Here is a 25512-nt window from a genome sequence, read left to right on the forward strand (position 1 = left end):
GACGACGATGACAGCGATCCTTCAACGAGTCGGTGCCAAGGGCGTCGTCGCCCTGGTGATCGTCGGCTCTCTCCTGACCTGGGGCGTCGTCAAGCTCACCGACGGACCCGACTACAGCCTCACCCTGCTGATGCCCTCGGCCGGCTCGGCCTTCGAGGACGGCGGCGTCATGATCGATGGCCAGCAGGTCGGGCGCGTGACCTCGGTCGGCGTGCGTGACGGCCAGGCCGAGGTCAAGGTCGCCATCGAGGACGAGTACGCCCCCCTGCGCGCCGGCACCACGGCCAGGGTCAAGTGGGCCTCCGTGCTCGGCACCCGGATGATCGAGCTCGTTCCGGGTGCGAAGACCAACCCCGAGATGCCGTCGGGCCACCTGGTCACCGGCAACGCCGAGGCGGTCGACGTCGATGAGCTGCTCGCCACCCTCGACGCCCCCACCCGCAAGCAGCTCCAGACCCTGGTCGCCCAGCTGAACAAGACCCTCGCCGGCACCCAGCCGGACCTGCGTACGACCCTGGCCAAGGCCGGGCCGACGGTGAAGGCCATCGCCGACCTGCTCAGCGCGATCGCTCAGGACGGGCCGGCGCTGAAGAAGATCATCACCGAGCTGCACGGGGTGACGTCCAACGTCTCGGCCAACGACGCCGAGCTCGCGGCGAGCATCAACAACCTCGACACGCTCACCAAGCAGATCGCCGGCCGCCAGGCCGAGCTCTCCGCGAGCATCGAGAAGCTGCCCGAGACGATCGACTCGGCCACCACCGCGCTGGAGGCGGTCCCGAAGCCGGTCGACTCCACCCGGAAGGTGCTCCGCACCCTGCGGCCCTCGACCGACCGTCTTCCGGCGATCGCCAAGCAGGCCAACCCGGTGCTCGCCGACGTACGTCCGGCCCTGGCCATGCTGCCCGGCACCCTGAAGGACGCCCAGGAGCTGCTCCAGTACACCCCGGGACTCGTCAACGACGCCAACGCCATCCTGCCGACCGCGACCAGCGCCCTGGAGCAGGCCGACCCGATGGTCTCCTACCTGCGCCCCTACACGCCGGAGCTCGTCGGATGGCTCAGCAACTGGAACGGGGTCTTCGGCAGTCGGGACGCTTCGGGCCATTACGCCCGTGCGCTCATCACCGCCTCGGCCAGCAGCTTCGACCAGAACCCCGGCGTCATGCCGCCGGGCATGAAACAGGACGCGCGCCCGCTGCCGGGCTCGATCGCCGGCCAGCCATGGACCGACGCAGAAGGGGACGGGATCAACTGATGCTCATCTCGAAAGTCACCGTCATCTCCGCCACCGTCGTGGTCGGGGCAGCGACGACCGTCACCGGCACCAATCTGATGGCGTCTTCCCCGAGCACGACCGAGCTGGTCGGCTACTTCGAGGATGCCAGCCCGCTGGAGGTCGGCAACGAGGTCCGCACCTCCGGTGTCCAGGTGGGAAAGGTCAAGTCGATCAAGCTCGAGAAGGGGGTCGCCCGGGTCACCCTCGACCTCGACGAGGACGTGCTCCCGGTCCACCAGGACGCGAAGCTGCTGATCCAGCCGATCAACGCGCTCGGTGAGAACTACGTCTCCATCGAGCCGGGCAAGGAGTCCGAGCCCTACCTGAGGAGCAACACGGTCCCGTTGAAGCAGACCGACTCGGCCGTCAACCTCCAAGACGTCCTGGACACCCTCGACGACCCGACCTCGACCGCGCTCGCGGCGCTGGTCAGCACGCTGGGCGAGGGCACCATGAACGGCGGCGGCCAGAAGATGGCGGATGCGCTCAAGGCGCTCGCGCCGTTGATGGAGAACCTCGACGATGTCGGCGCCATCCTGCGGAGCCAGAACGAGGTGCTCAACGACCTGATCGCCAAGGCGGACCCGGTCGCCGCGTCCCTCACCGGCGAGAACGGCAAGCAGCTCGACCTGCTGATCTCGCGTGCCCGGGAGACGCTGGACGCCCTGGCGGACGAGCAGACCGCGCTCGAGGCGACCATTGCGGAGCTCCCCGCCACGCTCAAGGAGGCCCAGCGCACCCTGACCTCTCTCGAGACGGTCTCCGAGACCGTCACCCCGACCCTGAAGAAGGCCCGCCCGGTCACCCGCGACCTGGCCGAGATCGCCGAGGAGATCAACCGGTTCTCTCCCTACGCCGACCCGGCCTTCAACTCATTCGGGCCGCTCTTCGCCGAGCTCGACGCGCTGCTCCAGCGGATCAAGCCGATCACCGAGGACCTACGGGCCTCCGGCGACAACCTGCGTACGACCGCTTCGGAGCTGCGGCCCGTGGGCGACGAGCTCCTCGACGAGCACCTGGGCGACCTGATGTCGTTCGTCACCAAGTGGGCGCTGAGCACCAACTCGCGCGACGGGCTGAGCCACTACTTCCGCGGTCTGGTGCACGTCACCCCTGAGGCGCTCAACTCGCTCGTCGGCGCCGAGGTGCTGCCGAACGTCGGCACCGTCGGCGGAGGCGATTCCCCGAAGGGCGCCGGCAAGGCCGAGAAGGGTCTCTCGGACCTCACCGGCCCGCTGCTCGGCGGCGCCACCGACGACCCCGACAGCGCCACCGGACTCACCTCCTCGCAGGAGCAGAACCTTCTCGACCAGCTCATCGGAGGCCACTCATGAGCGCACGACTGCACCGACAAGACGCTCGCCGACTCCTGATCGGGATCGTGGCGATCGCGGCCGGCGGCGTCATCGCCTACGTCGGCACCCTGGTCCAGGGCGGCGGCGCGCTGCCGCTGAAGGACCACACCGAGGTGTCGGCGTACTTCGACGACGTCGGCACCCTGAAGCCGCAGCAGAACGTCACCCAGAACGGCATCCGCATCGGCGTCGTCACCGGTATCTCCTACGAGAACGACCAGGCGCTGGTGAAGATGCGCCTGGACGGTGACCGCGACCTGTACTCCGACGCGACCGCCGCAGTCGGAAACGCCTCCGTCCTCGGCCGCAAGTTCGTCTCCCTCGACCCCGGCACGGCCAGCTCCGGTCTGCTCGGCGGGAAGCCGATCGCGGCCGGGCAGACCACGAGCTCCACCGACCTGAACACCGTGCTCTCCGCGCTGCCGCCCAAGGCTCGCGAGGGCCTGCAGGTCGGGCTGCACGAGGTCGGTGGGGGAGTCTCCGGCCACCAGAAGGACCTCTACAGCGCCCTCCAGGTCGCACCCGGCATGTTGGATGACGCCACCCTCGTGCTCGACACGGCCTCCGACCCGAAGACCGATCTCGACGGTCTGCTCGTCACCGGCGACCGGCTGGTCTCCCACATCCACGGACACGAGCGCCAGATCCAGACCCTCGTCACCACCACCAGCACGACCCTCGGCGCGGTCAACACCGACGACACCGAGCCGCTTCGTCAGACGGTGGCGCAGGCTCCCGCGACGCTGGTGACCGCCCGCCAGGGCCTGTCCGAGATCAACCCGGCGCTCGACGACACCGCCGATGCGGTCACCGAGCTGCGACCCGGGGTCGACGACTTGGTCGAGTCGGTGCCGAACCTGCGCGCCTTCCTGGTCGAGGCGCCGCCGGTCGCGGTCACAGTGAAGAAGTTCGCAGAAGGCTCCGCCGAGCCCGTCGGGACGCTGGTCCCGGCAGTCACCAAGGCGGAGCCGACCGTCGGCCGAGCCCGCAAGACCCTCGGCAAGACCGCCCCGACACTCGAGGTGCTCAGCCCGTATGCCCCGGACGCAGGCACCCTGTTCTGCGAGAACGACCTGCTCAGCGGGAACTACGGACCGGACAAGCACTACTTCAGCGCGATGCTCGTCTTCCCCGGCGTCTACGTCGCCAGCCAGCCCGACCCGCTCGCGAACGTCGACCCGTACTCCGGTCCGGGCAAGGCGTTCTCCCACGGTCTGAAGTACGGAAAGGGGAAGTGCTGATGTCCGCGCTCTCCAACTGGTTCCGGACCGCTGGGTCGCCGCTGACCCGGCGCGCGGTGATCCTCATCGTCGTCCTGGTCGCTGTGCTGACCGCGCTGGCGTTCAAGACCCAGCTGTCGCTGCTGCTCCGGTCGGGCGACACCATCCACGCCACGTTCGACCAGAACTACGGCCTGGTCTCCGGCAAGACGAAGGTGAAGGTCGCCGGTCTGCAGGTGGGCGTCGTCTCCGACGTACGCCAGGACGCCGACGGCACCACCCACGTCGACATGAAGATCGACGATGGCGTCAAGGAGCGGCTCGGGTCGACCCCCAGCGCCCGTGTGGAGCCGCTGACCGTCCTCGGTGGCCAGTACGCCCTGAACCTGGTGCCTGGTGGATCCGGGGAGTACGCCGACAAGGCGATCCCGAAGAGCCGCACCCATGTCCCGGTCGAGCTCGACGCGATCCTCTCCGCGCTGCCGGGCAAGACCCGCAAGAACCTCCAGGGGACCATCAAGGAGGCCGGCGCGACCCTGTCGAACAAGAACCAGAAGTCGATCCGGTCCTTCGCCCACCAGGCGCCGCAGGTCCTCGACCCCTCGACGAGGCTGCTGACCTCCGTCCAGGGCACCAGGCCGCAGCGCGACCTGCCGGAGCTGGTCGGCAATGTGGAGAGCATCGCGGCCACGCTCAACCAGCAGGACGCCGCCCTCGCCCGCAGCCTGGTGAACCTGAACACCACGACGACCACTCTGGCGAACCACAGCGACGACCTCTCCCGGACCGTCGGTGGTCTTCCCACGGCCCTGGACGAGACCAGGGCGGCCACCGACCGGCTCACTCCGACGTTGCACCAGCTCGATCGCACCGCGACCGGCCTGCAGCCCACCGCGGAGGAGGTCGGGCCGCTGGTCAAGACCCTGGAGCCGATGCTCGCCGACACCCGGCCGGTCGCGGCCAAGCTGCCCGGACTCCTGGAGGACGCCCGGCCGCTGGTCCAGGACCTGATCCCGACGGCACGGACCACCAAGCCGATCCTGAAGGACATCAAGGGCCCCGTCATCGACCGCGTCAACGGCCCCGTCCTGGAGTCGCTGGGGAGCACCTACCGCGGCACCGGTCCGTTCAAGGACACCGGCGGCGGCGTCCAGGCGGACAACAAGTTCTACCAGGAGCTCGCCTACATGGTGACCAACCTCGACCGGGCCTCGATGACGCAGGACGCCCAGGGGAGCCTGCTCAACTTCCAGGCCGGAGTCAGCGCCGGCAGCGTCGCCCCGCTCAACCTGGACGACGCCCTCGCCCAGCTGATCCCGCAGCTGAAAGGGGAGAACTGATGGTAAGCCTCAGCACCCTCGCCGACCGGATCCGGAACACCCCGGGGCTCAAGCGCGACTCGATCGCGGTCGCCGTCGCGCTCGTCGCCGGTCTGGCCGCGACGGTCTACGTGCTCAGCAACCAGCACATCACGCTGCCCTGGCAGGACCGCCAGTCCGTCGCGATCGAGTTCACCGCAGCCCCCGGCGTACGTCCCGAGGCGGTGCAGGAGGTCCGGATCGCCGGCGTGCCGGTCGGCCGGATCACCGCGGCCGACCCCACGGACTCCGGCACCGCCCAGGTCACGGTGGAGTTCGAGAAGGAGCAGCGGATCTACCGCAACGCGACCGCGATCCTGAACACCAAGGCGCCGCTCAACGTCATGTACATCGAGCTCGACCCGGGCGGCCCGCCCGCGGGTCTGCTCGAGGACGGCGGGACGCTCCCGGTCGCGCAGACCAAGCGCGCCGTCCAGCCGTACGAGGTCCTCGACAAGCTCGACGCACGCACGCGAGCGGCGCTGACCTCGATGATCGACCAGTCGCAGATCGGCCTGAAGGACGCACCGACCACGCTTCCGGCCGGTCTGGACGCGACGACCGCGACCATGAAGCAGTGGGAGCCGGTCATCAACGCACTCAACGAGCGGCGTACGAACATCTCCCAGCTGGTCACCTCGCTGACGACCATCTCGGAGTCCGTCGGCCACGACCGCCAGCGGCTCACCGAGCTGACCACCTCGATGGACAAGACGCTGGGCGCTGTCGCCAAGCGCGACAAGCAGCTCTCGGCGTCCCTGGACACGCTGCCCGGGTTCACCGAGCAGCTGTCCGGATCCATGGGTGAGGTCAACGACCTGACCGGTCAGCTCGATCCGACCCTGAAGGATCTCGACAAGGCCTCCGACACTCTTCCCGCGGCGGTCGAGAACCTCGACGGGACCGTCGGCTCGGTCCACCATTTCATCAACGGTGCGGCTCCCGTGGTCGACCGTGCCGGGCCCGTGGTCGATGACCTGCGCCCCTTCGTCGCCGATGCCAACCCGGCGCTGGCCGACCTGAAGCCGGTCGTCGGCTACCTGCCGCAGGCCACCAAGGAGCTGGTGCCCTGGATGGATGACCTGGCCGCCTTCACCTACCAGACCTCGTCCTCGTTCAGCCTCTACGACGCCAACGGCGGCATGGGCCGAGCCAACCTCCACGTCGACCTGACCAACCCCACCGGCGGCCTCGCCGACGAGGGCATCGACCAGGGCAAGAAGGGAGACACCCCATGAGTGTCACGATGCGCACGATCCCGACCAGCCGCTCCCGGTTTCGGCCGCCTACGTCGGTCGTGGTGATCCTGGCCATCTCGCTGCTGTGTGTCCTCGGCTTCGGCTACCTGTGGAAGGGGTCCGGCGGCACGCTCCCGGGCGGCGACGGCTCCTACCAGGTCTCCTTCGAGTCGGACGACGTGAAGAACCTGCAGGAGGCCGGAGAGGTCCGCGTCGCCGGCGTCATCGTCGGCCGGGTCGCCTCCACGAAGGTCGAGGGACGCACGGCCCGCGTCGTGCTGGACCTCGACGACGAGGTCGCCCCGCTGCACCAGGGCGCCACGGTCCGGGTGGGCGTCAAGTCCGTCATCGGCCAGTCCTTCGTGGACGTGAAGGACGGTGACGGCACGGAGATCCCGGACGGGACCACGCTGGCGCCGAAGGCGGTCGTCGCGGCCACGGACATCGACGAGGTCGTGCGTACGTTCAACCCGCAGACCCGCAAGCAGCTCGCTGCCGCCCTCACCGACCTCGGCGCCACGACCGATGGCACTCAGCAGAGCCTCTCGCAGGTGATGGAGGGGCTGGGCCAGATCGGCGGCACCGGCTACACCGCGGTCGACGCGCTCGCGGCCCAGAACGACGACCTGCAGTCGCTGGTGCAGGAGACCAACGCGATTCTCGCCGCGGCGGACACCAACCGAGGCGCGATCGTCTCGGTCATCGACAACACCCAGCAGATCACCCGGGCAACCGCGGGACAGCAGGAAGCCCTGGCCGCCACCGTGCAACGGCTGCCGGGGTTGATGAGCAGTGCGCGCACTGCGACCAGCTCGCTCGGCGAGCTCTCCCGCGATCTCAGCCCGGTCGTACGTTCACTGGACCAAGCGGCGCCCGACCTCAATGCGGCGCTGGTCAACCTGCCCTCGGTCACCGCCAGCCTCGAGGCGCTGCTTCCCTACATGAACGGGGCGCTGAAGATCGCCCCCGAGACCGTGAACCAGCTGCCGACGCTCTCGCGCAACCTGGTCGCGATCACGCCCTACCTCGACCTGCTCCTGCGCAACATCAACCCGATGCTGACCTACATCGAGCCGTACGCCAACGACATCGGCTCCTTCTTCGGCAACTTCGGCGGCGCGTTCGACATCCCGCTCGAGAACGGTGTGGCGCCGGCGCGCCTGGCGACGATCTTCAACGAGTACTCGGTGCGCGGCAACCCGTTGGACCTGCAGACGATCAACCCGCTGCACTGGAACAACCCCTACCCGGCTCCGGGGCAGGCAGGCGACCCCGCACCGTTCAAGGGTGAGGCCCCGCGGGTCGAGGAGGACAAGTGACCTGGCGGCCCGCGCTGCTGCTCCTCCTCGTCCTTGCGGCGGTGGGGCTGGGCATCTCGCGGGTCCAGGTCGACACCAAGGTGGACTCGTTCATCCCCGCGGGGGACAGTGCCGACCGACAGCTCGAGGACTATCAGCGTACGTTCGGCGGCGACGCCGTCGTGGTGGAGATGAGGGGCACCACCCAGCTCGGGCTGGTCCTGGACCCGACCGAGCTGGTGCGTCTGATCCGTCTCGAGGGGACGCTGTCAGGGCTGCCCCATGTGCACAGCGTCTACGGCCCCGGCACGGTGCTCAACCAGACCGCGGGGTCGGTCAAGGGCATGCTGGCCCAGGTCGCCGGCGCGCGTGACCAGATCCGCAACGTGGCCGAGGCCAAGGCACGGCGACAGCACAAGAGCAAGGAGGAGGTCACCGCGGCCGGAGATGCCGCGCTCGTTCCCTTCGACCGTCGCTACGGCAAGCTCCTCGCCGAGGCGCTGCCTGTCGGCCTCCCGACCGTGCAGAACCAGAAGTTCGTCGCCTCGGTGCTGATGGACCGTGGCGGCAACCCTCGCCCGGAGTGGCGGTTCCTGGTTCCTGCCGCCAAGTCGGCCACGCTGCTCATCAGGCCCGAACCCGGCCTGGACCAGGAGCAGACCCGCCGCATGGTGGGGCAGATCCGCAAGGCCGTACGCGACTCAGGGCTGAGCATCGAGCGCCCGGTCGTCTCCGGCGTGCCTGTGGTCGTCTCCGGCGTCGCCGACCGTGCCCACATGGAGATCCTCCGGCTCGGTGCGGTGGCGCTCGGCGCGGTCGCGCTGGTGCTCGTCTTCTCCGGATGGAGTCGGCGGCGCCGGCACAGTCTGCTGCCGCTCGGCTGCGCGCTGCTCGGCACCGCGTCCACGGTCGCGGTCTTCGGTCTGCTGGGGGTGCCGCTGTCGCTGGGAGCCGCCGCGTTCTTGCCGGTGCTGCTCGGCGTCGGCAGCGACTTCCCGCTCTACCTGCTGCAGGCCGAGCGGGTGCGTGGCGTGCTCGTCACGGCGGGCGCGGCGGCCGCCGCCTTCGCCAGCCTCGCGCTCACCCCGCTGCCGTTCGTGCGCGAGTTCGGGCTCGCCCTCGCCCTGGGCCTGGTGCTGACGGTCGGCTGGGCCCTGGTGCTGCGGAGGCTGGGTGGACGGATTCAGCCGCGACCCGGTTCCGGTATCGGTGAAACGACCCGCGGGCCGCGGCGCTCGCTGCTGAACGGCATCGCGGTCGTGCTCGCGGCCGTCGCCGTCGCGGGCTGGGTGCTGTTGCCGGGGATGCGGATCCAGTCCAGTCCCGAGGAGCTCGCGAAGGGAGTGCCCGAGCTGGCCGACGCCGCCCGCATCGAACAGGCGCTGGGCTTCTCCGGGGAGCTCGACATCGTCCTGCGTGGCAAGAACGTCGCCTCGCCCGAGGCGATCGCGTGGTCGCAGCAGGCCCAGAGCCTCGTCGTGCGCCGGCACTCCGACCAGATGCGGCCGCTGCTGACCTACAGCCAGCTGCTCGCGTTCCTCGGTGGCGACGCCACCGCCACGCAGGTCGCCGCGGGCACCGAGGTCCTCCCGGACTACCTTACCGACGCCGTGCTCGCCAACAACCACAAGGCTGCGGTCGCCACCTACGGCATCACGCTCGATGACGTACGCGCCCAGCGCCGGCTCATCGACTCGCTGCGGCAGGAGCTGCCGGACCCGCCGAAGGGCTACCGGGTCGAGATCGTCGGCCTGCCCGTGCTCGCCGCCGACGGCCTGAGCGCGATGGAGGACGCCCGCTACACCGTCAACGCGGTCGGGATCCTCGTCGCTGCGCTCGTGGTCGGCCTCGGTCTGCGCTCGTGGCGTGCGGGCGTACGTGTCCTGCTCACCGCCCTGCTCGCCGCCGGCTGGCTCTTCGGGATCGTCCGGCTTGCCGGCATCGACCTGAGCCCGCTCACCCTCGCCATCGGGGCCCTGGTGACGGTCACCTCGTGCGAGTTCGTCACGATGCTCGGCGAGCGACGGCTGCTCGCCTCGGCCGGACGAACGGTCCTGACCGCGGCCGTCGCCGGCGCCGTCGGCTATCTGGCGCTGGGCCTCTCCGGCCTCACCGTGCTCCGCGACTTCGGGCTGCTCCTCGCCGTCGGCGTCGTCAGCTCGTACGCCGCGGCGCATCTGGTCGCCCATGTGCTCCGTACCCCCGAGCCTCGCCCGTCGGGGACAGAGACGCCCGAAATCCCACCCGCACGAGAACTCCAGGAGGTCAGCGCATGACCCAGCTCGCCATCAAACCGATCAACCTACGCTCCCTGATCCCGTCCTGGTGGCCGCGGCTGCTCGCCGCCGTCGTCGCGATCGCCGTGATCGGCGCGGGCGTGGTCCTCGTCGTGCAACGGGCCAACGCGCTCCCGTCCGATGCCGCGATGCAGGTCGGTGACCGGACCGTGAAGATCTCCGAGCTCGACAAGCGGATCAAGGTCCTCTCCGGCCTCTACAACGTCAAGCAGCCGAACGACGCAGGCAAGAAGGCGGCCTTCCGCCGAGACGCCGCCAAGTCGATGGCGGTCAGCCTCATCCTGGAACGTGCGGCGAAGAAGAAGGACATCACCGTCACCCGCCCCCAGGCGCAGCAGCAGCTCGACAAGGTGATCGAGTCGCAGATGCTCGGCGACCAGAAGACCTACGAGCAGTTCCTGGCCACCGCCGGGGTCACCGAGTCCGAGGTGCTCTCCGAGATCACGCGTGTCATCGCGACCAGCCGGCTCTACTCCGAGATCACCGCGAGCGTCCCCGAGGTCACCCAGGCCGAGGTCCAGAGCTACTACACGGACCACAAGGCCGAGATGGTCACCCCGGAGCAGCGCTCGATCAGCAACATCGTGGTCGCCACGAAGACGGAGGCTGACCAGGTGCTGGCCGAGCTCGGCAAGGGGGCAGAGTTCGCAACGGTCGCCCGCAGCAGCTCGCGCGACTCCAGCACCGCCGCCAAGGGCGGAAGCCTCGGCGCCGTCCAGAAGTCGCAGCTCGAGGACACCTACGCCAAGGCCGCCTTCGCCGCTGCCAAGGGCAAGGTCTTCGGCCCGGTCCAGACGAGCAACGGCTGGAACGTGGGGCTCGTCACCGACGTCACCGAGCCGATCCCCGTCAGTCTCGAGGACGCGACCCAGACGCTGACCCAGACGCTGACGACCCAGGCTCAGACCAAGGCCTGGAACACCTGGTTGGGCCGACAGATCAAGGCCGCCGAGGTCGAGTACGCCGACGACTACCGCCCCAACGACCCGGACGCGCCGCCGACCATCCCCGCCGGCTGAGCGCCCGGGCGCTCGGCCCGGGCTCAGGGCACGAAGAGGACGCCGCGGGCCAGCAGGTCCGCGACCCGGTCCTCGTCGAGGCCCAGCACATCGCGGCAGATCGACTCGGTGTCGGCGCCCGCCAGCGGGGCCGGCCCGAGTCCGGCCACCTCCAGCCGCTCGTACGCCGCCGCCGGGTCCTCCGCGGGAAGTGTCTGCTCCAACAGGGGGTGGCCGAGAGTCGTGTAGGTCCCGCGATGCGCCAGCTGCGGGTCGTCGAGCAGCTCGGGAAGCCGGAGCATCGGTGCTGCCGGCAGGCCGTGCCGTTGGAGCTCCTCGCCGACCTCGGCGGGGGAGCGTACGGCGGTCCAGGCGGCGACGGTGTCGGCCAGATCCCGTTCAGCGGCCTGCACCACGGCGCTCAGTGCCGCGACCTCGTCCGCGCTGCGTGCGTCGATCACGCACCATTCGTCGTCGCCCGCACAGGCGAAGACACCCCCGAAGACCTCCCGGCCCCGGTTCCCGGTCGCGGAGACCGACCCGGGCCGAAGGCTCTCCAGCAGGGCGAGGTCGGCGAGCTGATGGAGGACCACGTCGGACTGGGCCATCTGCAGGTGGCGCCCACGGCCGTCACGGCTGCGGGCGATCAGCGCGGCGGCCACCGAGAGGGCACCGAGGCGGGCGGCGACATGGTCCGGGAAGACCGTCACCCCGTCCCAGGAGGCGGTGTCCTCGGCGGCGTACTTCCACAGGCTGGTCACGCCGCAGGCGGCCCGTACCAGGGGGCCGTAACCGAGGCGCTGGGCCCACGGCCCGTCCGCGCTGAAGGCCGAGCTCTCCAGGACGGTGATGCCCGGGTTGGCGGCGGTCAGCGTCGCGAACCCGATGCCGAGGGAGTCGAGCGTGCCCGGCTTGAAGTTGGAGAGCACGACGTCGCTGCTCCGGGCGAGGTCGACGAAGAGCTGCTTCCCCTCGTCGGTACGCAGGTCCAGGCCGAGGCTGCGCTTGCCTCGGTTTCCCCAGGCGAAGGAGGCGTTCATCGCCTCGCCATTCCGGGTCTGACGCAGCCCGTCGGGATAGCTGAGGCTCTCGACCTTGATCACCTCGGCGCCGAGGTCGGCGAAGGCACGCCCCGCCTCGGCACCGAACACGATGACGCCGAGGTCGAGGACCCGGAGCCCGGCGAACGGCGCGCCCCCACTGGCAGGAGTCTGCTGAGCAGACTCCGCACGCGGCGTCCAAGCACCGGCCGCGGCCTCTCGCGTCGGCAGCGCAGGGCTCGGGGTGCGGATGCCGAGCAGCCGTCCGTCGGTGGCGACATGGCCTACCGGCACGGTCGCCGTCAGCCCGGGAGCCACCTCTGTGCGCGCGACGGTTCCGGCCTTGGTGAAGTGATCCGCGGCGAGGGCCTCCCCGAGCGAGAGCACCTGAGCGAGCGGAACCCCGCGCAAGGCCGCCTCGTCGACCAGCTCGGCCGCGGTTCGCTCGGCGAAGAGCGCCTCGATGAGCGGCTCTAGCCGGTCCGAGGCAGCCACCCGGGCGGTGATCGAGTCGAAGCTGGGGTCGGCGAAATCGGCAGGCTCGCCGAGCCAGCCGAACATGCCCCGCCACTGGCGCTTGGACAGCAGGCACAGACGTACATAGCCGTCCGCGCAGCGGTAGATCGGGTAGGAGTCGGCGGGTGGACGTCCGCGCCGGAACTTCCCCGACCGTCCGGCCGCGGCCGAGCCCTGCACGCCGAACGCCGGGTCGAGCCCGGTCACCACGGCCTCGTGGTGCGACAGGTCGATGGTCTGTCCGAGGCCGGTACGGGTCCGTTGGGTGTAGGCGACCAGTGCCAGCCATGCCGCGTGGGCGGCGGCGGTGGCGCTCGCGAGCTGCTCGGGCGGGAGCAGTGGCGGCTCACCCGGCCTGCCGGAGCGCGACATCGCCCCGGAGAGGGCGAGCAGGGTACGTCCGGTCGCCTGCCATGCGCGTCGCGGGCCGGTGCGGCCGAACGGTGAGGAGATCACCGCGACCAGGCCCGGGTTGGCCGCGTGCAGCTGCTCGACGTCGATCGCGTCGGCCGCGGCGGGGGAGAGGAAGACGATGTCGGCTTCCGCGACCAGCGCCCGAGCGCCGGCCCTGCCCTCCGGTGTGGCGAGTTCGGCGGCCAGCGCGGTCTTGTTGGCGTTGCGTACGACGTACGGCAGGGAGTGGCCGTCGACCACAGGTTCGTCGTTCCGGGTTCGTGCGCCGCCCGGGGGTTCGAGCTTGAGCGTCTCGGCGCCGAGATCAGCCAGGAGGCGCGCGGCCGCCTCTCCGACATCGTCTCCCAGATCAGCGACTCGGACACCGGTCAAAAGCAGTTCAGCAGCAGCCATGTTGTTCCTCCTCGATTCAGACTAATCTAATGCCATTCGGTTTGTCTGCCAATGTCAGGAGCTTTGAGATGTCTGCTGGTCCCGTTGTCGACTACCGGGTCAAGGACAGGGTGGCGACGATCACCCTCGATCGCCCGGAGCAGGGCAATGCCATGACGCTGCGTCTGTGCCGTGAACTGGTCGACGCGATCGACCTGGCGGAGGCCGACGACGAGGTCGCGGCGGTCGTGCTGACCGGGCGGGGTCGGAACTTCTGTGTCGGCGCCGACCTCGAGGAGGGCTTTCACCATGGTGACCGCGAGCCGTCCCCCGAGCACGCTGCCTTCGTCGAGCGCTTCGGCTCCGCCGATGGCGTGCCCCGCGACGCCGGTGGCGTCGTCACCCTCCGGATGGCAGCGATGCTGAAGCCGGTGGTGGTCGCGGTCAACGGCGCGGCCGTCGGTGGAGGCGCCTCCATGATCCTGCCTGCCGATGTGCGGGTCGTGGCGGACTCGACCCGGGTCGGGTTCGTCTACACGCGCCGCGGGATGCTCATCGAGTCGGCCGCGAGCTGGTTCCTGCCGCGACTGGTCGGCACCGCTCGTGCCACGGAATGGGTCCTCACGGGCCGCCTGCTGTCCGCCGGCGAGGTCGTCGCCGGCGGACTGGCGGGCAAGGTCGTGGCCGATGCCGACCTCGTCGACGCGGCGTATGCCATCGCGACCGAGATCGCCGAGCGGGCCTCGACCGTGGGCGTCTCGCTCTCGAAGCAGCTCCTGTGGAGCATGTGGGCGGCGCCAAGCCCCTGGGACGCTCACCTGATCGAGTCGCGTGGCGTCTACGAGCTGCCTGGTCTCGGCGATGTCGGTGAGGGGGTCTCGGCGTTCCTAGAGAAGCGTGACCCGGCGTTCCCGCTTCGGGTGCCGCGCGACTATCCCGAGTACGGGCCGCGGTGGCCGGGCCTCAATAGGCGGTGAGGCCGCCGTCGACGCTGAGTGTCGTGCCGGTGACGTACGTCGACGCCGGGCTGACCAGGAAGAGCATCGCGGTGTCGAGCTCGTGCTGCTCCCCGAACCGTCCGAGCATGCTCTGCTCGGCGACCATCTCGCGGAGCAGGTCACCCTCGCCGGCCGTCATCTCGGAGTCGAAGTAGCCGGGGCACAACGCGTTGACCCTGATCTTGCGGCGCGAGGACCACTCGCCAGCGAGGTCGCGGGTCAGGCCGATGACGCCGGCCTTGCTGGCTGCGTAGGCGGCCTGCGGGTAGCGCGGCGCCACCTGCCCGAGGACGCTGGCGACGTTGACGATGGCGCCGCCGTTCGCCATCCTCGCGGCGCACGCCTGGGCCATCCAGAACGTCCCGTTGAGGTTGACGTCGATCAGCCTGCGGAAGCCCTCGGGCGTCTCCTTGAGGGCTGTGACAGCCGAACCGAGTCCGGCATTGTTGATCAGGCCGTCGATGCCGCCGAACGCGGTGACCGCGGTGTCGGCGACGCGGGTGCAGTCCTCGGGATCTGCGACGTCGGCGACCGCGATCGCCGGCTCCTGGCCGATCTCGCGAAGCTCCTCGGCCAGGGCTCGTAGCCGGTCTTCCCGGCGGGCGGTGATCACGACGTTCGCTCCCGCATGGGCAAGGGCGCGGGCGAAGCCTGCGCCCAGGCCGCTGCTCGCGCCGGTCACCACCACCGTGCGGCCGTCCATGCGGAAAAGGTCGAGCGGGTTCATTGCCACCTCCGGGGTCAATTCTCTGCGATGCTGTTCACAAACCTAACATCATTAGATAAAGTGGGGCCAGAGAAGAGGTGAAGCGTGATGACCGAGGAAGCCAGACGGGTTCGGGTGGCCGAGAGGCAGAACCTGGCGGACGGCGTCGTCGGCCTGGTGCTGGAGCCGGTCTCGGGGGAGCTCCCTGCGTGGGAGCCGGGGTCGCACGTCGACGTCCTTCCCGATGGTGGCGAGGTCCGCCAGTACAGCTTGTGCGGCTCGCTCGATGACCGCGCTCGCTATCGCATCGCCGTGCTCCGGGTCGACGACGGCCGTGGTGGTTCGGTGCGCATCCATGACAAGCTCGTCGAGGGTGACGAGCTCGATATGCGCGGGCCGCGCAACCATTTCCGCCTCGAACCGGCCGCGAGCCATCTGTTCATCGCGGGCGGCATCGGAATCACTCCGATCCTGCCGATGATGGCTGCCGCCTCGGCTGCCGGCTCCGACTGGAACCTGGTCTACGGCGGTCGGTCGCGCGGGTCGATGGCGTTCCGCGCTGACCTCGAGGTGTACGGCGACAGGGTCGACCTGTGGCCGCAGGACGAGCGTGGGTTGCTGGATCTGCCGGGCCTCCTCGGGGGGGCGTCGCCGGGTAGGCGCATCTACTGCTGCGGTCCGGAGCCGCTGCTGGCCGCGGTCGAGCAGGAGATGCGTACGCGTCCCGGGGAGTCGCTGCACACCGAGCGGTTCGCTCCCAAGGAGCCGGTCGAGACGGGCGGCGACGCCTTCGAGGTCGAGGTCGCCTCGACGGGTGCTCGTGTCGAGGTCGCCGTGGACGAGAGCATCATCGACGCCCTCGCCAGGGTTGGGATCGAGGTCGACTTCTCCTGTCGAGAGGGCACCTGTGGGACATGCGAGACCGGTGTCCTCGGTGGTGTCCCCGACCATCGCGACTCCGTGCTCGACGAGGACGAGCGGGCCGCCAACGACTGCATGATGATCTGTGTCGGCCGTTGCCGCACGGGTCCTCTCATTCTTGACCTCTGAATCGCACTCGGGGCATTGACAGTGACGCACGTCACGGGTACAACTCAGTTATCTACAACCAATAGGTTTATTGAAGGAGCTGCCATGAGCGCCACCATCGGTTCTGCTCTCGCCTGGTGGGCGCGGACACAGCCGCATGCACCAGCCTTTGTCTTCGAAGACGAGACGCTCGACTACGCAACCGTCGAGCACTGGTCCAGCCGGGTCGCGCTCCGCCTCCAGGCCGACGGTGTCCGCCCCGGCGACCGGGTGGGTCTGATGGCCCCCAACGACGTGCTGTGGCCGATCGCGGCCTTCGGGATCCTGAAGGCCGGTGCGGTCCTGGTGCCGCTCAACAGCCGGTTCACCGCCACCGAGCTCCGCAAGGTGCTCGATGATGCCGGTGCGACCGCTGTGGTGGTCGACGACTCCCTCGTCGGCACGGCCACCGAGGCCGGCGCGAGCGGGGCCCCCGTCACGGTGGTGCCCTTCGCCGACCTGGCCGCCCTGCGCGAGGGCGATCCGGAGACCTTCCGCATCGACCGCGGCGAGGAGGATCCGATCTCGGTCATCTTCACCAGCGGTTCCACCGGCCGGTCCAAGGGTGTCGTCCTGACCAACCGCACGCTGCTCAACATCGTCTTCGAGGCCAGCCTCGTGGAGAAGGGCTTCCACCGCGGCTCGACCGCGCTCCTGGTGCTTCCGCTGGCGTTCACTCCTGGGCTGGTGTGGGGCATGCTGATGTCCACCGTGCTCGGTGGAAAGCTCGTGATCGAGAAGCAGTTGGTGCCTTCGCGAGCGGTGCAGCTCATCGAGGAGCACCGGATCGAGGCGATCTTCGGTGTGCCCCTGATCTACCAGGCGATCGCCGGGGCCCCGGAGTTCGCCGACGCCGACCTGTCGTCCCTCTCGACCGCTGTCGTCGGCGGCGCGGCCGTGCCGGGCGCTCTCCTGGAGGAATGGGCGAAGAAGGACGTCGCGCTGCGCCAGATCTATGGCATGACCGAAGCCGGTGGCATCGCCACCTCGACACCGGTCAGCGAGTTCCGCGACCACCCCGACAGCTGCGGTGCGGGCCACATCTTCACCGAGGTCGCCGTGATGACCGCCGACGGCGCGCTCGCCGCTCCAGGTGTGACCGGCGAGCTGGTGATCAAGGGCCCGGGGGTCACTCCCGGATACTGGGAGTCGCCGGACGTCAACGCGCAGGTCTTCCGCGACGGCTGGCTGCACTCGGGTGACCTCGGGGTCTGCGACGAGGACGGCCGGATCAGGTTCGTCGACCGGCTCAAGGACCTGATCATCACCGGAGGCATCAACGTCTCGCCGGTCGAGCTCGAGCAGGTCCTGGCCGCGATCCCCGGGGTCGGTGAGGTCGCCGTGATCGCGGCCACCGACCCGAAGTTCGGCGAGACGCCGGCCGCGATCATCCAGGCGTCCGGCGACCTCACCGAGGAGGACGTGATCCGGGAGGCGTCGAAGGTGCTGGCCGACTTCAAGGTGCCCCGCTACGTCGTGCTCCGCGACGAGCCGCTGCCGCGGCTGCCCAGCGGAAAGATCAGCAAGACCGACATCCGCACCGAGTACGCCGACCTGGTCGAGCACTACCAGAAGGTCCGCTGACCCGCCCCGCATGACGACGCCCGACGACGTACGACGAGAAGGAAGCCACCCATGAGCACTGCCCAGGTCGAAGCCGACAACCAGATCGTCACCCTTGAGCGCAGGGGCCACGTGGCAGTGGCGACCATCCGGCGCCCGGAGGCGATGAACGCGGTCAACTCGGCGGTCTCGGTCGGCCTCGGCACGGCTCTGGCCGAGGCCGATGCGGACGAGGACGTACGCGTGCTCGTGGTCACCGGAACGGGTCGGGCCTTCTGCGCCGGCGCGGACCTCAAGGCGCTCTCGCGGGGCGAGCGGGTCGACGACCCCGACCACCCGGAGTGGGGTTTCGCCGGCTACGTACGCCACTACGTCTCGATCCCGACGATCGCGGCGGTCAACGGGTTCGCGCTGGGCGGGGGCACCGAGATCGTGCTCGCCTCCGACCTCGCCGTGATCGACGAGGGGGCCAAGCTCGGCCTTCCGGAGGTCAAGCGTGGCCTGATGGCCGCGGCCGGCGGCGTGATCCGTACGCAGCGGCAGGTGCCGCTCAAGCACGCCCTCGAGATCGCGCTCACCGGTGACCCGGTGAGCGCGGAGCGGGCCGTCGAGCTCGGCCTGGCCAACCGGGTCGCGCCGAGCGGGACCGCCCTCGAGGTCGCCCTGGAGCTCGCCGACCGCATCGCCGCGAACGCGCCGCTCTCGGTCGCGGCGACCAAGGAAGCCGTGCACCGCACCCTCGCGGCCGGCTCCGACTGGGACCAGGAGCCCTGGGACATCAACGACCGGGAGATGGCCAGGATCATGCGCTCCGAGGACTTCAGAGAAGGCACCAAGGCGTTCGCGGAGAGACGCGATCCCGAGTGGAAGGGTCGCTGACATGGCCGACTTCGAGCTGGTCGACGGGATCCGCCGGCTCGTCATCGTGGGCGCGTCCCTGGGGGCCGCCCGCGTCGTGGAGGAGGCCCGCCGGATCGGCTTCGACGGCGAGATCACCGTGATCGGCGAGGAGCCGCACGGACCCTACGACCGCCCGCCGCTCACCAAGGAGTTCCTGGCCAAGGAGTCTGGGCTGGGGGAGGAGGAGCCGGCGCCGTTCTGGCACCTGCCCGATCCCGAGGCGCAGGGGGTCACGCTCCACACCGGCACGAAGGCGCTCTCGCTGGACTCCCGCAACCGGCGGGTCCGCACCGACAAGTGGGACATCGACTACGACGCGCTGGTGATCGCCGTCGGCGCACAGCCGCGACCGCTCGACGTCGACGGTGCCCAGCTCGACGGGGTCACCACGCTGCGTACGCTCGATCAGGCACGCGCCATCCGCGAGGCCCTCGAGCCCGGCGCCCGCGTGGTCGTGGTCGGGGCCGGGTTCATCGGCGGCGAGGTCGCCTCCAGCGCCCGGGCCCGCGGGGCCGAGGTCACGCTGGTCGAGGCGCGGGAGCTCCCGCTGGTGGACGCGGTGGGCTCGCTCGTCGCCGAGCGGCTCGCCTACCTGCACCGGCAGTACGACGTCGACCTCCTCACGCACACCAAGGTGCGCCAGATCCGCGGCCACGGCCGGGCGGAGAAGGTGTCCCTCAGCGACGGCACCACGGTGCCCGCCGACCTGGTGATCGTGGGCATCGGCGTCGAGCCCGCCACCGGATGGCTGCGTGGCTCCGGTGTCGCGATCAGCGACGGCGTGGCCTGCTCCCCCTACCTGGAGAGCACGGTTCCCGGCGTCTACGCCGTCGGCGACGTCGCTCGCTGGGTCAACCCGTGGAACGGGCGCTCGACCCGGATGGAGCACTGGACCTCGACCGGCGAGCAGGCCGAGTTCGTGGTCCGCAACGCGCTCACCACCGACCGGCGCCCGTGCAGCATCACCCCTTACTTCTGGTCGGAGTGGTACGGCCACAAGCTGCAGCTCCTCGGCGAACCCGCCGACCAGGTCGAGCTCATCGGCAACGGTGGCGCGACCGACCCGTTCCTCGCCCAGTACCGCTATGACGGCCAGCTGGTCGGTGCCTTCGGGTTCGACCGCACCGGGCCGCTCATGAAGCTGCGCACGGCCGTCACCGAACGGCTCTCGTGGCAGTCGATGCTGCGCCGCCCCGAGGGCACCGCACGGACCTGACCCGCTGCGCCAGACCGGCCGGCGGCGTACACTCATCACTCGAAATACCTAAAAACATTAGTTAAGAGGAGGCGTCATGACGGACGACGTCAGCATCGACCGCGAGGCGCGGATCAGGCGGGCGCTGGACCACCTTCGCAACGACACCACCGACCAGTTCGAGAAGGTCGAGCCGTTCGAGGCGCACGAGTTCACCGACCCCGACCTGGCGGCGCGAGAGCGCGACCTGATCTTCGGCCGGGTGCCGACGATCGTCGCCCACGGGTCCGAGATCCCGAAGACGTACGACTTCAAGACCGTGCGGCTGCCGCGCAACAACATCATCATCACCCGGCAGCGCGACGGGGGAGTCAAGGCCCTGGTCAACCTCTGTCGCCACCGCGGCGGCCTCCTGGAAGGCGACCCGTGCGGCAAGCGCCGGCTCTTCTCCTGTCCCTACCACCGCTGGTCCTACGACATCGACGGCACGCTGCGCACGATCACGCGGGACACGACCGTCGGTGACCTCGACCAGGCCGAGTACGGCCTCGTCGAGCTCCCGGCCGAGGAGCGTCACGGCTTCGTCTGGGTCGTCGACAATGCCGACGCGGAGATCGACGTCGCCTCCTGGCTGGGCCCGGAGATGGACGAGATCCTGGCCGGCTACGATCTCGACGGCCTCGGCTGCATCCGGGCCGAGGGCTTCGAGGAGCCGGTGAACTGGAAGGTGATGCAGGACGCCTTCCTCGACGGCTACCACATCCAGTACGCCCACCCGAACTCCGCCGCGAAGTACATCCACACCAACGTGATGGTCTTCGAGGACTTCGACCGGCACTGCCGCTTCATCGCCCCCCGCAAGAGCATCGACCGTTGGCTGGAGGAGGAGCCCGGCGACCGCAGCCTCGTGGAGGACGTCACCGAGACCCACTTCCTCGGGCCGAACAGCACCCTGCTCAAGCAGCCCGACCACTTCCAGCTGCTCACCTTCCGCCCGCACCCGACCTCGCCGACGCACTCGGTCATGGAGATGCGCCTGATCGTGCCGTCCGCCGACGAGGCCGGCATCACCCAGGAGCGCTGGGAGTACCTGTGGGAGAAGAACTGGCAGATCCTCCTCGCGGTGCTCCATGCCGAGGACTTCCCGGTGCTGCGCGACTCCCAGAGCGCCATGGGCAGCGCTGACGCGGGCTCGATGGTGCTCGGTCGCAACGAGGTCGCCAACCAGGTGTTCCGGCGCCTGCTCAAGCGCCTCCTGGCCGAGACCTCCGAGACGGACGGGACGGGCGAGGCATGATCACCTACGCGTGGCGCTCGACGCTGGCCGACACCGAGCTGAAGGACGTCGAGAGCCTGCTCGAGGAGGCGGTCGAGTACGACGCCGAGGCCGGCTTCTCGACGGCCACCCCGGCCACGGCGGGTCGCGGGGAGGTCCGCCACCTGCTGGTCTCGATCGCGCCGCCCGGTGAGCGCGGCAGCGTCGCGCTCGACCGGCTGCCGGACGTACCCGTCGTGGCGTACCTGCGGCTCGATGTGCGGGGGGAGGTCGCCGACGTCCAGCTCGTGGTGCGACCCGAGTTCCGTTCCCATGGCATCGCCACGCTGCTCGCCGAGCTCCTGGACGAGCAGCCGACCGGCTGGTCCTCCGTCGCGGGCGTACGCCGCCTGAGGGCGTGGGCGCACGGCGCCCATCCCGCCGCCGAGCGGATGGCGCGACGGTTCGGCGCGCGCGCCGACCACGCGCTCTTCAAGACCCTGCGCTTCATCGGCGGGTCCCGCCCCTTCGTCGGCGACGATGTGGGGGCCGCCGTCGAGCTTGCCCCCGACGGGCCGGCGGAGATGGTCGAGGGGCACCTGGCCGGCATCGCGCCCGGCGAGCGGAAGGTGCTCGCGCGCGGACGTACGCGCCTGGCCACCGCTGCCGGAAGCGTCCTCGTCGGCGTCGACGCGAAGGATCCCGCGGGACAGCCGGCATGCATCGCGCTCGACCCCGCGGGCGTGCCTGCCGGCGACGTCCGGGCCCTGCTGACGACCGCGCTCCTGCGGGTCCAGGCCGACGGCGCCCGGGTCGCCCAGATGTACGTCGACGCCCTCTCCGAGGCCTTCGTGGGTGCCTCCCGCGGGCTCGGATTCCAGCACGACCAGTCGGACCTGCTCTACCTCAGGCCCCTCTGAGACCAGGTCGCCACGCCGTGTGCGGGGTAGGGCATTGACCGCGTAAACCTAATTGTATAAGTTTTGCGACTGTGAGGGGCGCCACACCGGCCCTCTCGTGCAGCAAGTGAACGAAGGACATGTGATGCGTGCATTCCAGAACTTGATCGGCGGCGAGTGGATCGACGCCGAGGGCGTGATCCCTGCCGACGACCCGTCCACGGGCGAGGTCTACGGGCTGGTCCCGGACTCCGACGCCGCCACCGTCGACGCCGCGGTTCGGGCCGCCCGAACGGCATTCGACGGCCCCTGGGCCCGGATGTCGGTGACGGACCGCGCCGAGGCGCTGCGCCGCCTGGCCGGTGTGCTGGAGAAGCGGTTCGACACCCTGGTCGAGGAGCTCATCATGGACACCGGCGCGACCGCCCGGTTCGCGCCGATGCTGCAGGTGGGTGCGCCCCTCGCCCACCTGCGCGACTTCGCCGAGATGGCCCACTACCTGGAGACGCCGGAGTCCTTCCCACTCCAGGCGGGGCCGGCGCTGGGACAGTGGGAGCTGCACCGCGAGCCGGTCGGCGTGGTCGGGGCGTTCACGCCGTACAACTTCCCGCTCTTCATGACCGTCTGGAAGGTCGCCCCCGCGCTGCTCGCCGGCAACACGGTCGTCCTGAAGCCCTCGCCGCTGACCCCGATCGGTCCCGAGGCCCTCGCCGCCGCCAGCCTGGAGGCCGGCCTCCCGGCCGGCGTGATCAACCTGGTCCACGGTGACCGGATCGCCGGCGAGGCGCTGGTCGCCCACCCCGACGTCGACCTGGTCAGCTTCACCGGCAGCACGGCGGTCGGCACCCAGGTGATGGCCTCGGCGGCCGCCACCGCCAAGGAAGTCATCCTCGAGCTCGGGGGCAAGTCGGCCGGCCTGGTGCTGCCCGACGCCGACGCCGAGCTGACCGTACGCGGCATGCTCTTCTCCAGCATGATGCACGCCGGTCAGGCCTGCGTCGCGCTGACCCGGATGCTGGTGCCGGACTCCCGCTACGACGAGTTCGTCGACCTGCTCGAACAGCGCGCCAAGGTCCTGAACGTCGGCCACGCGGCCGAGTTCACCACCGACGTCGGTCCGGTCATCTCGGACGCGGCCCGCATCAAGGTCGAGAAGTTCGTCGCCGCCGGACTGGAGGCCGGCGCCCGGGCGATCGTCGGTGGCGAGGCCCCCGCGGGAGTGCCTGCCGGTGGCCACTACGTCAGCCCGACCGTCCTGGTCGACCTCGACAACGACAACCCGGCCGCGCACGAGGAGATCTTCGGGCCGGTGCTCTCGGTGATCCGCTACTCCGACGTCGAGGACGGGATCCGGATCGCCAACGACACCCGCTACGGCCTCGCCGCGGCGGTGTGGGGCACCGACCTGGTGCGGGCCCGCGAGGTCGCCCTGCGGATGCGCGGCGGGCTCACCTGGATCAACGACGCCGCCCAGGCCGACGTCACCAAGACTCCGCTCGCCGGACGCGGGATGAGCGGCGTCGGCCAGGAGAACGGCCGCGACGGCCTCCTGTCCTATACCAAGGTCCGCAGCCTCTACACGGCGTTGGACACCGACATCGACCTGCGCGCGTACGGCGTCGTGGGCAGCGAGTGGGAGTGAGCATGACCAGCCAGGCATCGATCGACCGCACGATCTGCAAGGGCCACGGCCGCTGCTACATGCTCGCGCCCGCCGTCTTCGACGCCGATGACGAAGGCTTCGGCGTCGTCGTCGGCGAGGCCACGACGCCCAGCGATGCCGCCGCCCTCGAACGTGCCGTCAACAACTGTCCGGAGCGCGCGATCGCGTTCGCGTCCTCCGCAGCCACGCACTAGCCACCCGGAAGAAGGAGAGACCGTCATGAGCGAGCTCAAGGACGCCGAGAGCCCGGAGATCCAGACCGACTTCGACATCCACTCACCCGACATCGCCGACACCGTCTACGACGTGTACGCCGAGATGCGCGGCAAGTGCCCCGTCGCCCACAGCAAGCACTACGGCGGGCACTGGGTCGCGACGAAGTACGACGACATCCAGGAGGTTCTCAAGAACCCGACGGTCTTCTCCAGCGAGTCGGTCAACGTGCCCGGCACCATCGGGCAGGACGGGCCGATGATCCCGATCGAGGTGGACCCGCCCGACCACGGGATCTACCGCAAGCTGATCAACCCGCTCTTCTCGCCGAAGCGGATGGCCGCGCTGGAGCCGCAGATCCGCGACATCGCGAACGAGCTCATCGACGAGATGCTGGAGAACAAGCAGGTCGACTTCATCCAGGCGTTCGCCAAGGAGTTCCCGAGCCGGGTCTTCCTGGCGCTGATGGGCTGGAACCTCGAGGACAGCGCCCAGTTCAACCACTGGGCCGACACCATCGTGCTGGGGGAGCCCGGTGCCAGCGAGGAGCGCGCCACCGAGGTGCGGATGGCGGCCGCCATGGAGGTCTACGCCTACTTCGGCGAGATGATCGACGAGCGCGCCGAGTCCGGCGACGCCGAGGACATCACCCAGATCCTCATCAACGGCACCTTCGAGGACCGCGAGCTGACCCAGTTCGAGGTGCTCAACATCCTGTTCCTCTTCCTCATCGGCGGCCTGCACACGGTGCAGGGCCAGCTGGCACACTCGGTCATCTACCTGGCCGAGCACCCGGAGGTACGCAAGCAGCTCGTCGACGACCCCGGGCTGGTCCCCACCGCGGTCGAGGAGATGCTGCGCTGGGAGTCGGCGGTCTGCCCCGCCCGGGTCGTCAAGGAGGACTACGTCCTCGACGGCGTACAGCTGAAGGCGGGCGACAAGATCCTGATCCCGTTCGGCGCGGCCAACCACGACACCAGCGTCTACCCCGACGCCGACGTGGTCGACCTGACCCGGGACCCCAACCCGCACCTCGCCTTCGGCGCCGGCAACCACCGTTGCGTCGGCTCGCACCTGGCGCGGCTCGAGCTGCGCGTCGCCTTCGATGAGCTGCACCGGCGGATCCCGGACTACCGCCTCGACCCCGACAACCCGCCGGAGCGTCACCTGAGCCAGGTCAAGGGCGTGGTCTCGCTCCCGCTCTTCCTCGGCGAGTCCATCTGACCCGCCACACCGACAACTCGCATCCCAACAAAGGAGTACCAAGATGACCGTCAAGTTCGGAACCGTGGAGTTCTACCAGGCGATGGGCGACGCCCTCAACAGCGACCCGGTCTGGGCCGACAAGGGCAAGAACATCGACTTCGACATGGCCTACAAGTACGAGGCGCCGCTCGAGGGCCAGTTCTTCGTCAGCTTCGACAAGGGTCAGGTGACCGCCGTGCGCGATGCCTCCCAGGAGGACCTCGACAACGCCGACTTCCTGATCAGCGGCTCGAGCGACACCTGGAAGGGCTGCTTCGACGGCAGCATCAACCCCACCGTCGCGATGACCCGGGGCAAGCTGCGCGTGCGCGGCAAGATGGCGCAGATGCTCAAGAACATGCCTGCGTTCATGTACATCCAGGAAACCATGGGCAAGATCGACTTCGAGTGAGGATCTGAGC

21 protein-coding genes are annotated in these 25512 nt (G+C 69.7%); 19 read left to right on the forward strand and 2 right to left on the reverse strand.

The features are described from left to right. Window positions 1-7 precede the first annotated feature (7 nt). The 8 genes from ACZ6WN_RS21890 to ACZ6WN_RS21925 are packed head-to-tail and all read left to right on the forward strand — an operon-like array spanning window position 8 to window position 11064. Window positions 8-1258 (forward strand): MlaD family protein, encoded by a 1251-nt coding sequence (locus ACZ6WN_RS21890; RefSeq protein ID WP_465867558.1) that lies wholly within the window; start codon window positions 8-10, stop codon window positions 1256-1258. Continuing rightward, window positions 1258-2613 (forward strand): MlaD family protein, encoded by a 1356-nt coding sequence (locus ACZ6WN_RS21895; protein WP_465867559.1) that lies wholly within the window; start codon window positions 1258-1260, stop codon window positions 2611-2613. Before ACZ6WN_RS21890 ends, ACZ6WN_RS21895 begins: the two co-directional genes overlap by 1 nt. Further along, window positions 2610-3875 carry an MlaD family protein gene (locus tag ACZ6WN_RS21900; protein WP_465867561.1) on the forward strand — a complete coding sequence of 422 codons (1266 nt, stop codon included), beginning with the start codon at window positions 2610-2612 and terminating at the stop codon, window positions 3873-3875. The genes ACZ6WN_RS21895 and ACZ6WN_RS21900 overlap by 4 nt, the downstream gene beginning before the upstream one ends. Then, on the forward strand, window positions 3875-5194 hold the full coding sequence (locus ACZ6WN_RS21905) for an MlaD family protein (RefSeq protein WP_465867563.1): 1320 nt from the start codon (window positions 3875-3877) through the stop codon (window positions 5192-5194). Before ACZ6WN_RS21900 ends, ACZ6WN_RS21905 begins: the two co-directional genes overlap by 1 nt. Next, complete coding sequence (locus ACZ6WN_RS21910) at window positions 5194-6450, forward strand: MlaD family protein (RefSeq protein ID WP_465867564.1); 1257 nt, start codon at window positions 5194-5196, stop codon at window positions 6448-6450. Before ACZ6WN_RS21905 ends, ACZ6WN_RS21910 begins: the two co-directional genes overlap by 1 nt. Beyond that, a complete protein-coding gene (locus ACZ6WN_RS21915; RefSeq protein WP_465867566.1) occupies window positions 6447-7769 on the forward strand; it encodes an MlaD family protein in 1323 nt (440 codons plus the stop codon). Before ACZ6WN_RS21910 ends, ACZ6WN_RS21915 begins: the two co-directional genes overlap by 4 nt. Beyond that, window positions 7766-10024 (forward strand): MMPL family transporter, encoded by a 2259-nt coding sequence (locus ACZ6WN_RS21920; protein ID WP_465867568.1) that lies wholly within the window; start codon window positions 7766-7768, stop codon window positions 10022-10024. The genes ACZ6WN_RS21915 and ACZ6WN_RS21920 overlap by 4 nt, the downstream gene beginning before the upstream one ends. Further along, window positions 10021-11064: a peptidyl-prolyl cis-trans isomerase gene (locus ACZ6WN_RS21925; RefSeq protein WP_465867569.1), complete on the forward strand. Its 1044-nt coding sequence runs from the start codon at window positions 10021-10023 to the stop codon at window positions 11062-11064. The genes ACZ6WN_RS21920 and ACZ6WN_RS21925 overlap by 4 nt, the downstream gene beginning before the upstream one ends. 23 nt (window positions 11065-11087) lie before the next feature. Here ACZ6WN_RS21925 and ACZ6WN_RS21930 read toward each other — a convergent pair whose 3' ends face one another. Beyond that, window positions 11088-13406, reverse strand: coding sequence for a CaiB/BaiF CoA-transferase family protein (locus ACZ6WN_RS21930; RefSeq protein WP_465867571.1), 2319 nt, complete (start codon window positions 13404-13406; stop codon window positions 11088-11090). A 68-nt stretch (window positions 13407-13474) separates the two neighbouring features. Between ACZ6WN_RS21930 and ACZ6WN_RS21935 the strand changes: the two genes are divergently transcribed. After that, window positions 13475-14362 (forward strand): enoyl-CoA hydratase-related protein, encoded by an 888-nt coding sequence (locus ACZ6WN_RS21935; protein ID WP_465867572.1) that lies wholly within the window; start codon window positions 13475-13477, stop codon window positions 14360-14362. Here ACZ6WN_RS21935 and ACZ6WN_RS21940 read toward each other — a convergent pair. Beyond that, window positions 14349-15086, reverse strand: coding sequence for an SDR family NAD(P)-dependent oxidoreductase (locus tag ACZ6WN_RS21940; RefSeq protein ID WP_465867574.1), 738 nt, complete (start codon window positions 15084-15086; stop codon window positions 14349-14351). The genes ACZ6WN_RS21935 and ACZ6WN_RS21940 overlap by 14 nt on opposite strands. A gap of 111 nt (window positions 15087-15197) precedes the next feature. On the opposite strand from ACZ6WN_RS21940, the gene ACZ6WN_RS21945 reads away from it, so the two are divergent. From ACZ6WN_RS21945 to ACZ6WN_RS21990, 10 genes are all read left to right on the forward strand, one after another. After that, on the forward strand, window positions 15198-16139 hold the full coding sequence (locus ACZ6WN_RS21945; protein WP_465867576.1) for a PDR/VanB family oxidoreductase: 942 nt from the start codon (window positions 15198-15200) through the stop codon (window positions 16137-16139). 84 nt (window positions 16140-16223) lie between these two features. After that, a complete protein-coding gene (locus ACZ6WN_RS21950; protein WP_465867578.1) occupies window positions 16224-17741 on the forward strand; it encodes a class I adenylate-forming enzyme family protein in 1518 nt (505 codons plus the stop codon). A gap of 51 nt (window positions 17742-17792) precedes the next feature. Next, the gene (locus ACZ6WN_RS21955; protein ID WP_465867579.1) at window positions 17793-18599 is read left to right on the forward strand and encodes a crotonase/enoyl-CoA hydratase family protein; all 807 of its coding nucleotides are present in this window, start codon (window positions 17793-17795) and stop codon (window positions 18597-18599) included. Between the two features lies 1 nt (window position 18600). Continuing rightward, complete coding sequence (locus ACZ6WN_RS21960) at window positions 18601-19836, forward strand: NAD(P)/FAD-dependent oxidoreductase (protein ID WP_465867581.1); 1236 nt, start codon at window positions 18601-18603, stop codon at window positions 19834-19836. Window positions 19837-19912: 76 nt separating this feature from the next. Continuing rightward, the gene (locus ACZ6WN_RS21965) at window positions 19913-21112 is read left to right on the forward strand and encodes an aromatic ring-hydroxylating oxygenase subunit alpha (RefSeq protein ID WP_465867583.1); all 1200 of its coding nucleotides are present in this window, start codon (window positions 19913-19915) and stop codon (window positions 21110-21112) included. After that, window positions 21109-21990, forward strand: a complete 882-nt coding sequence (locus ACZ6WN_RS21970) for a GNAT family N-acetyltransferase (protein WP_465867585.1) — start codon at window positions 21109-21111, stop codon at window positions 21988-21990. The genes ACZ6WN_RS21965 and ACZ6WN_RS21970 overlap by 4 nt, the downstream gene beginning before the upstream one ends. 124 nt (window positions 21991-22114) lie before the next feature. Beyond that, a complete protein-coding gene (locus tag ACZ6WN_RS21975; RefSeq protein WP_465867586.1) occupies window positions 22115-23611 on the forward strand; it encodes an aldehyde dehydrogenase family protein in 1497 nt (498 codons plus the stop codon). 2 nt (window positions 23612-23613) lie between these two features. Next, window positions 23614-23826, forward strand: a complete 213-nt coding sequence (locus ACZ6WN_RS21980; RefSeq protein WP_465867588.1) for a ferredoxin — start codon at window positions 23614-23616, stop codon at window positions 23824-23826. A 25-nt stretch (window positions 23827-23851) separates the two neighbouring features. Continuing rightward, on the forward strand, window positions 23852-25069 hold the full coding sequence (locus tag ACZ6WN_RS21985) for a cytochrome P450 (protein WP_465867590.1): 1218 nt from the start codon (window positions 23852-23854) through the stop codon (window positions 25067-25069). 43 nt (window positions 25070-25112) lie between these two features. Continuing rightward, a complete protein-coding gene (locus ACZ6WN_RS21990) occupies window positions 25113-25502 on the forward strand; it encodes an SCP2 sterol-binding domain-containing protein (RefSeq protein ID WP_357335900.1) in 390 nt (129 codons plus the stop codon). Window positions 25503-25512 lie beyond the last annotated feature (10 nt).

It is taken from the genome of Nocardioides sp. NPDC054178 (assembly GCF_055585005.1).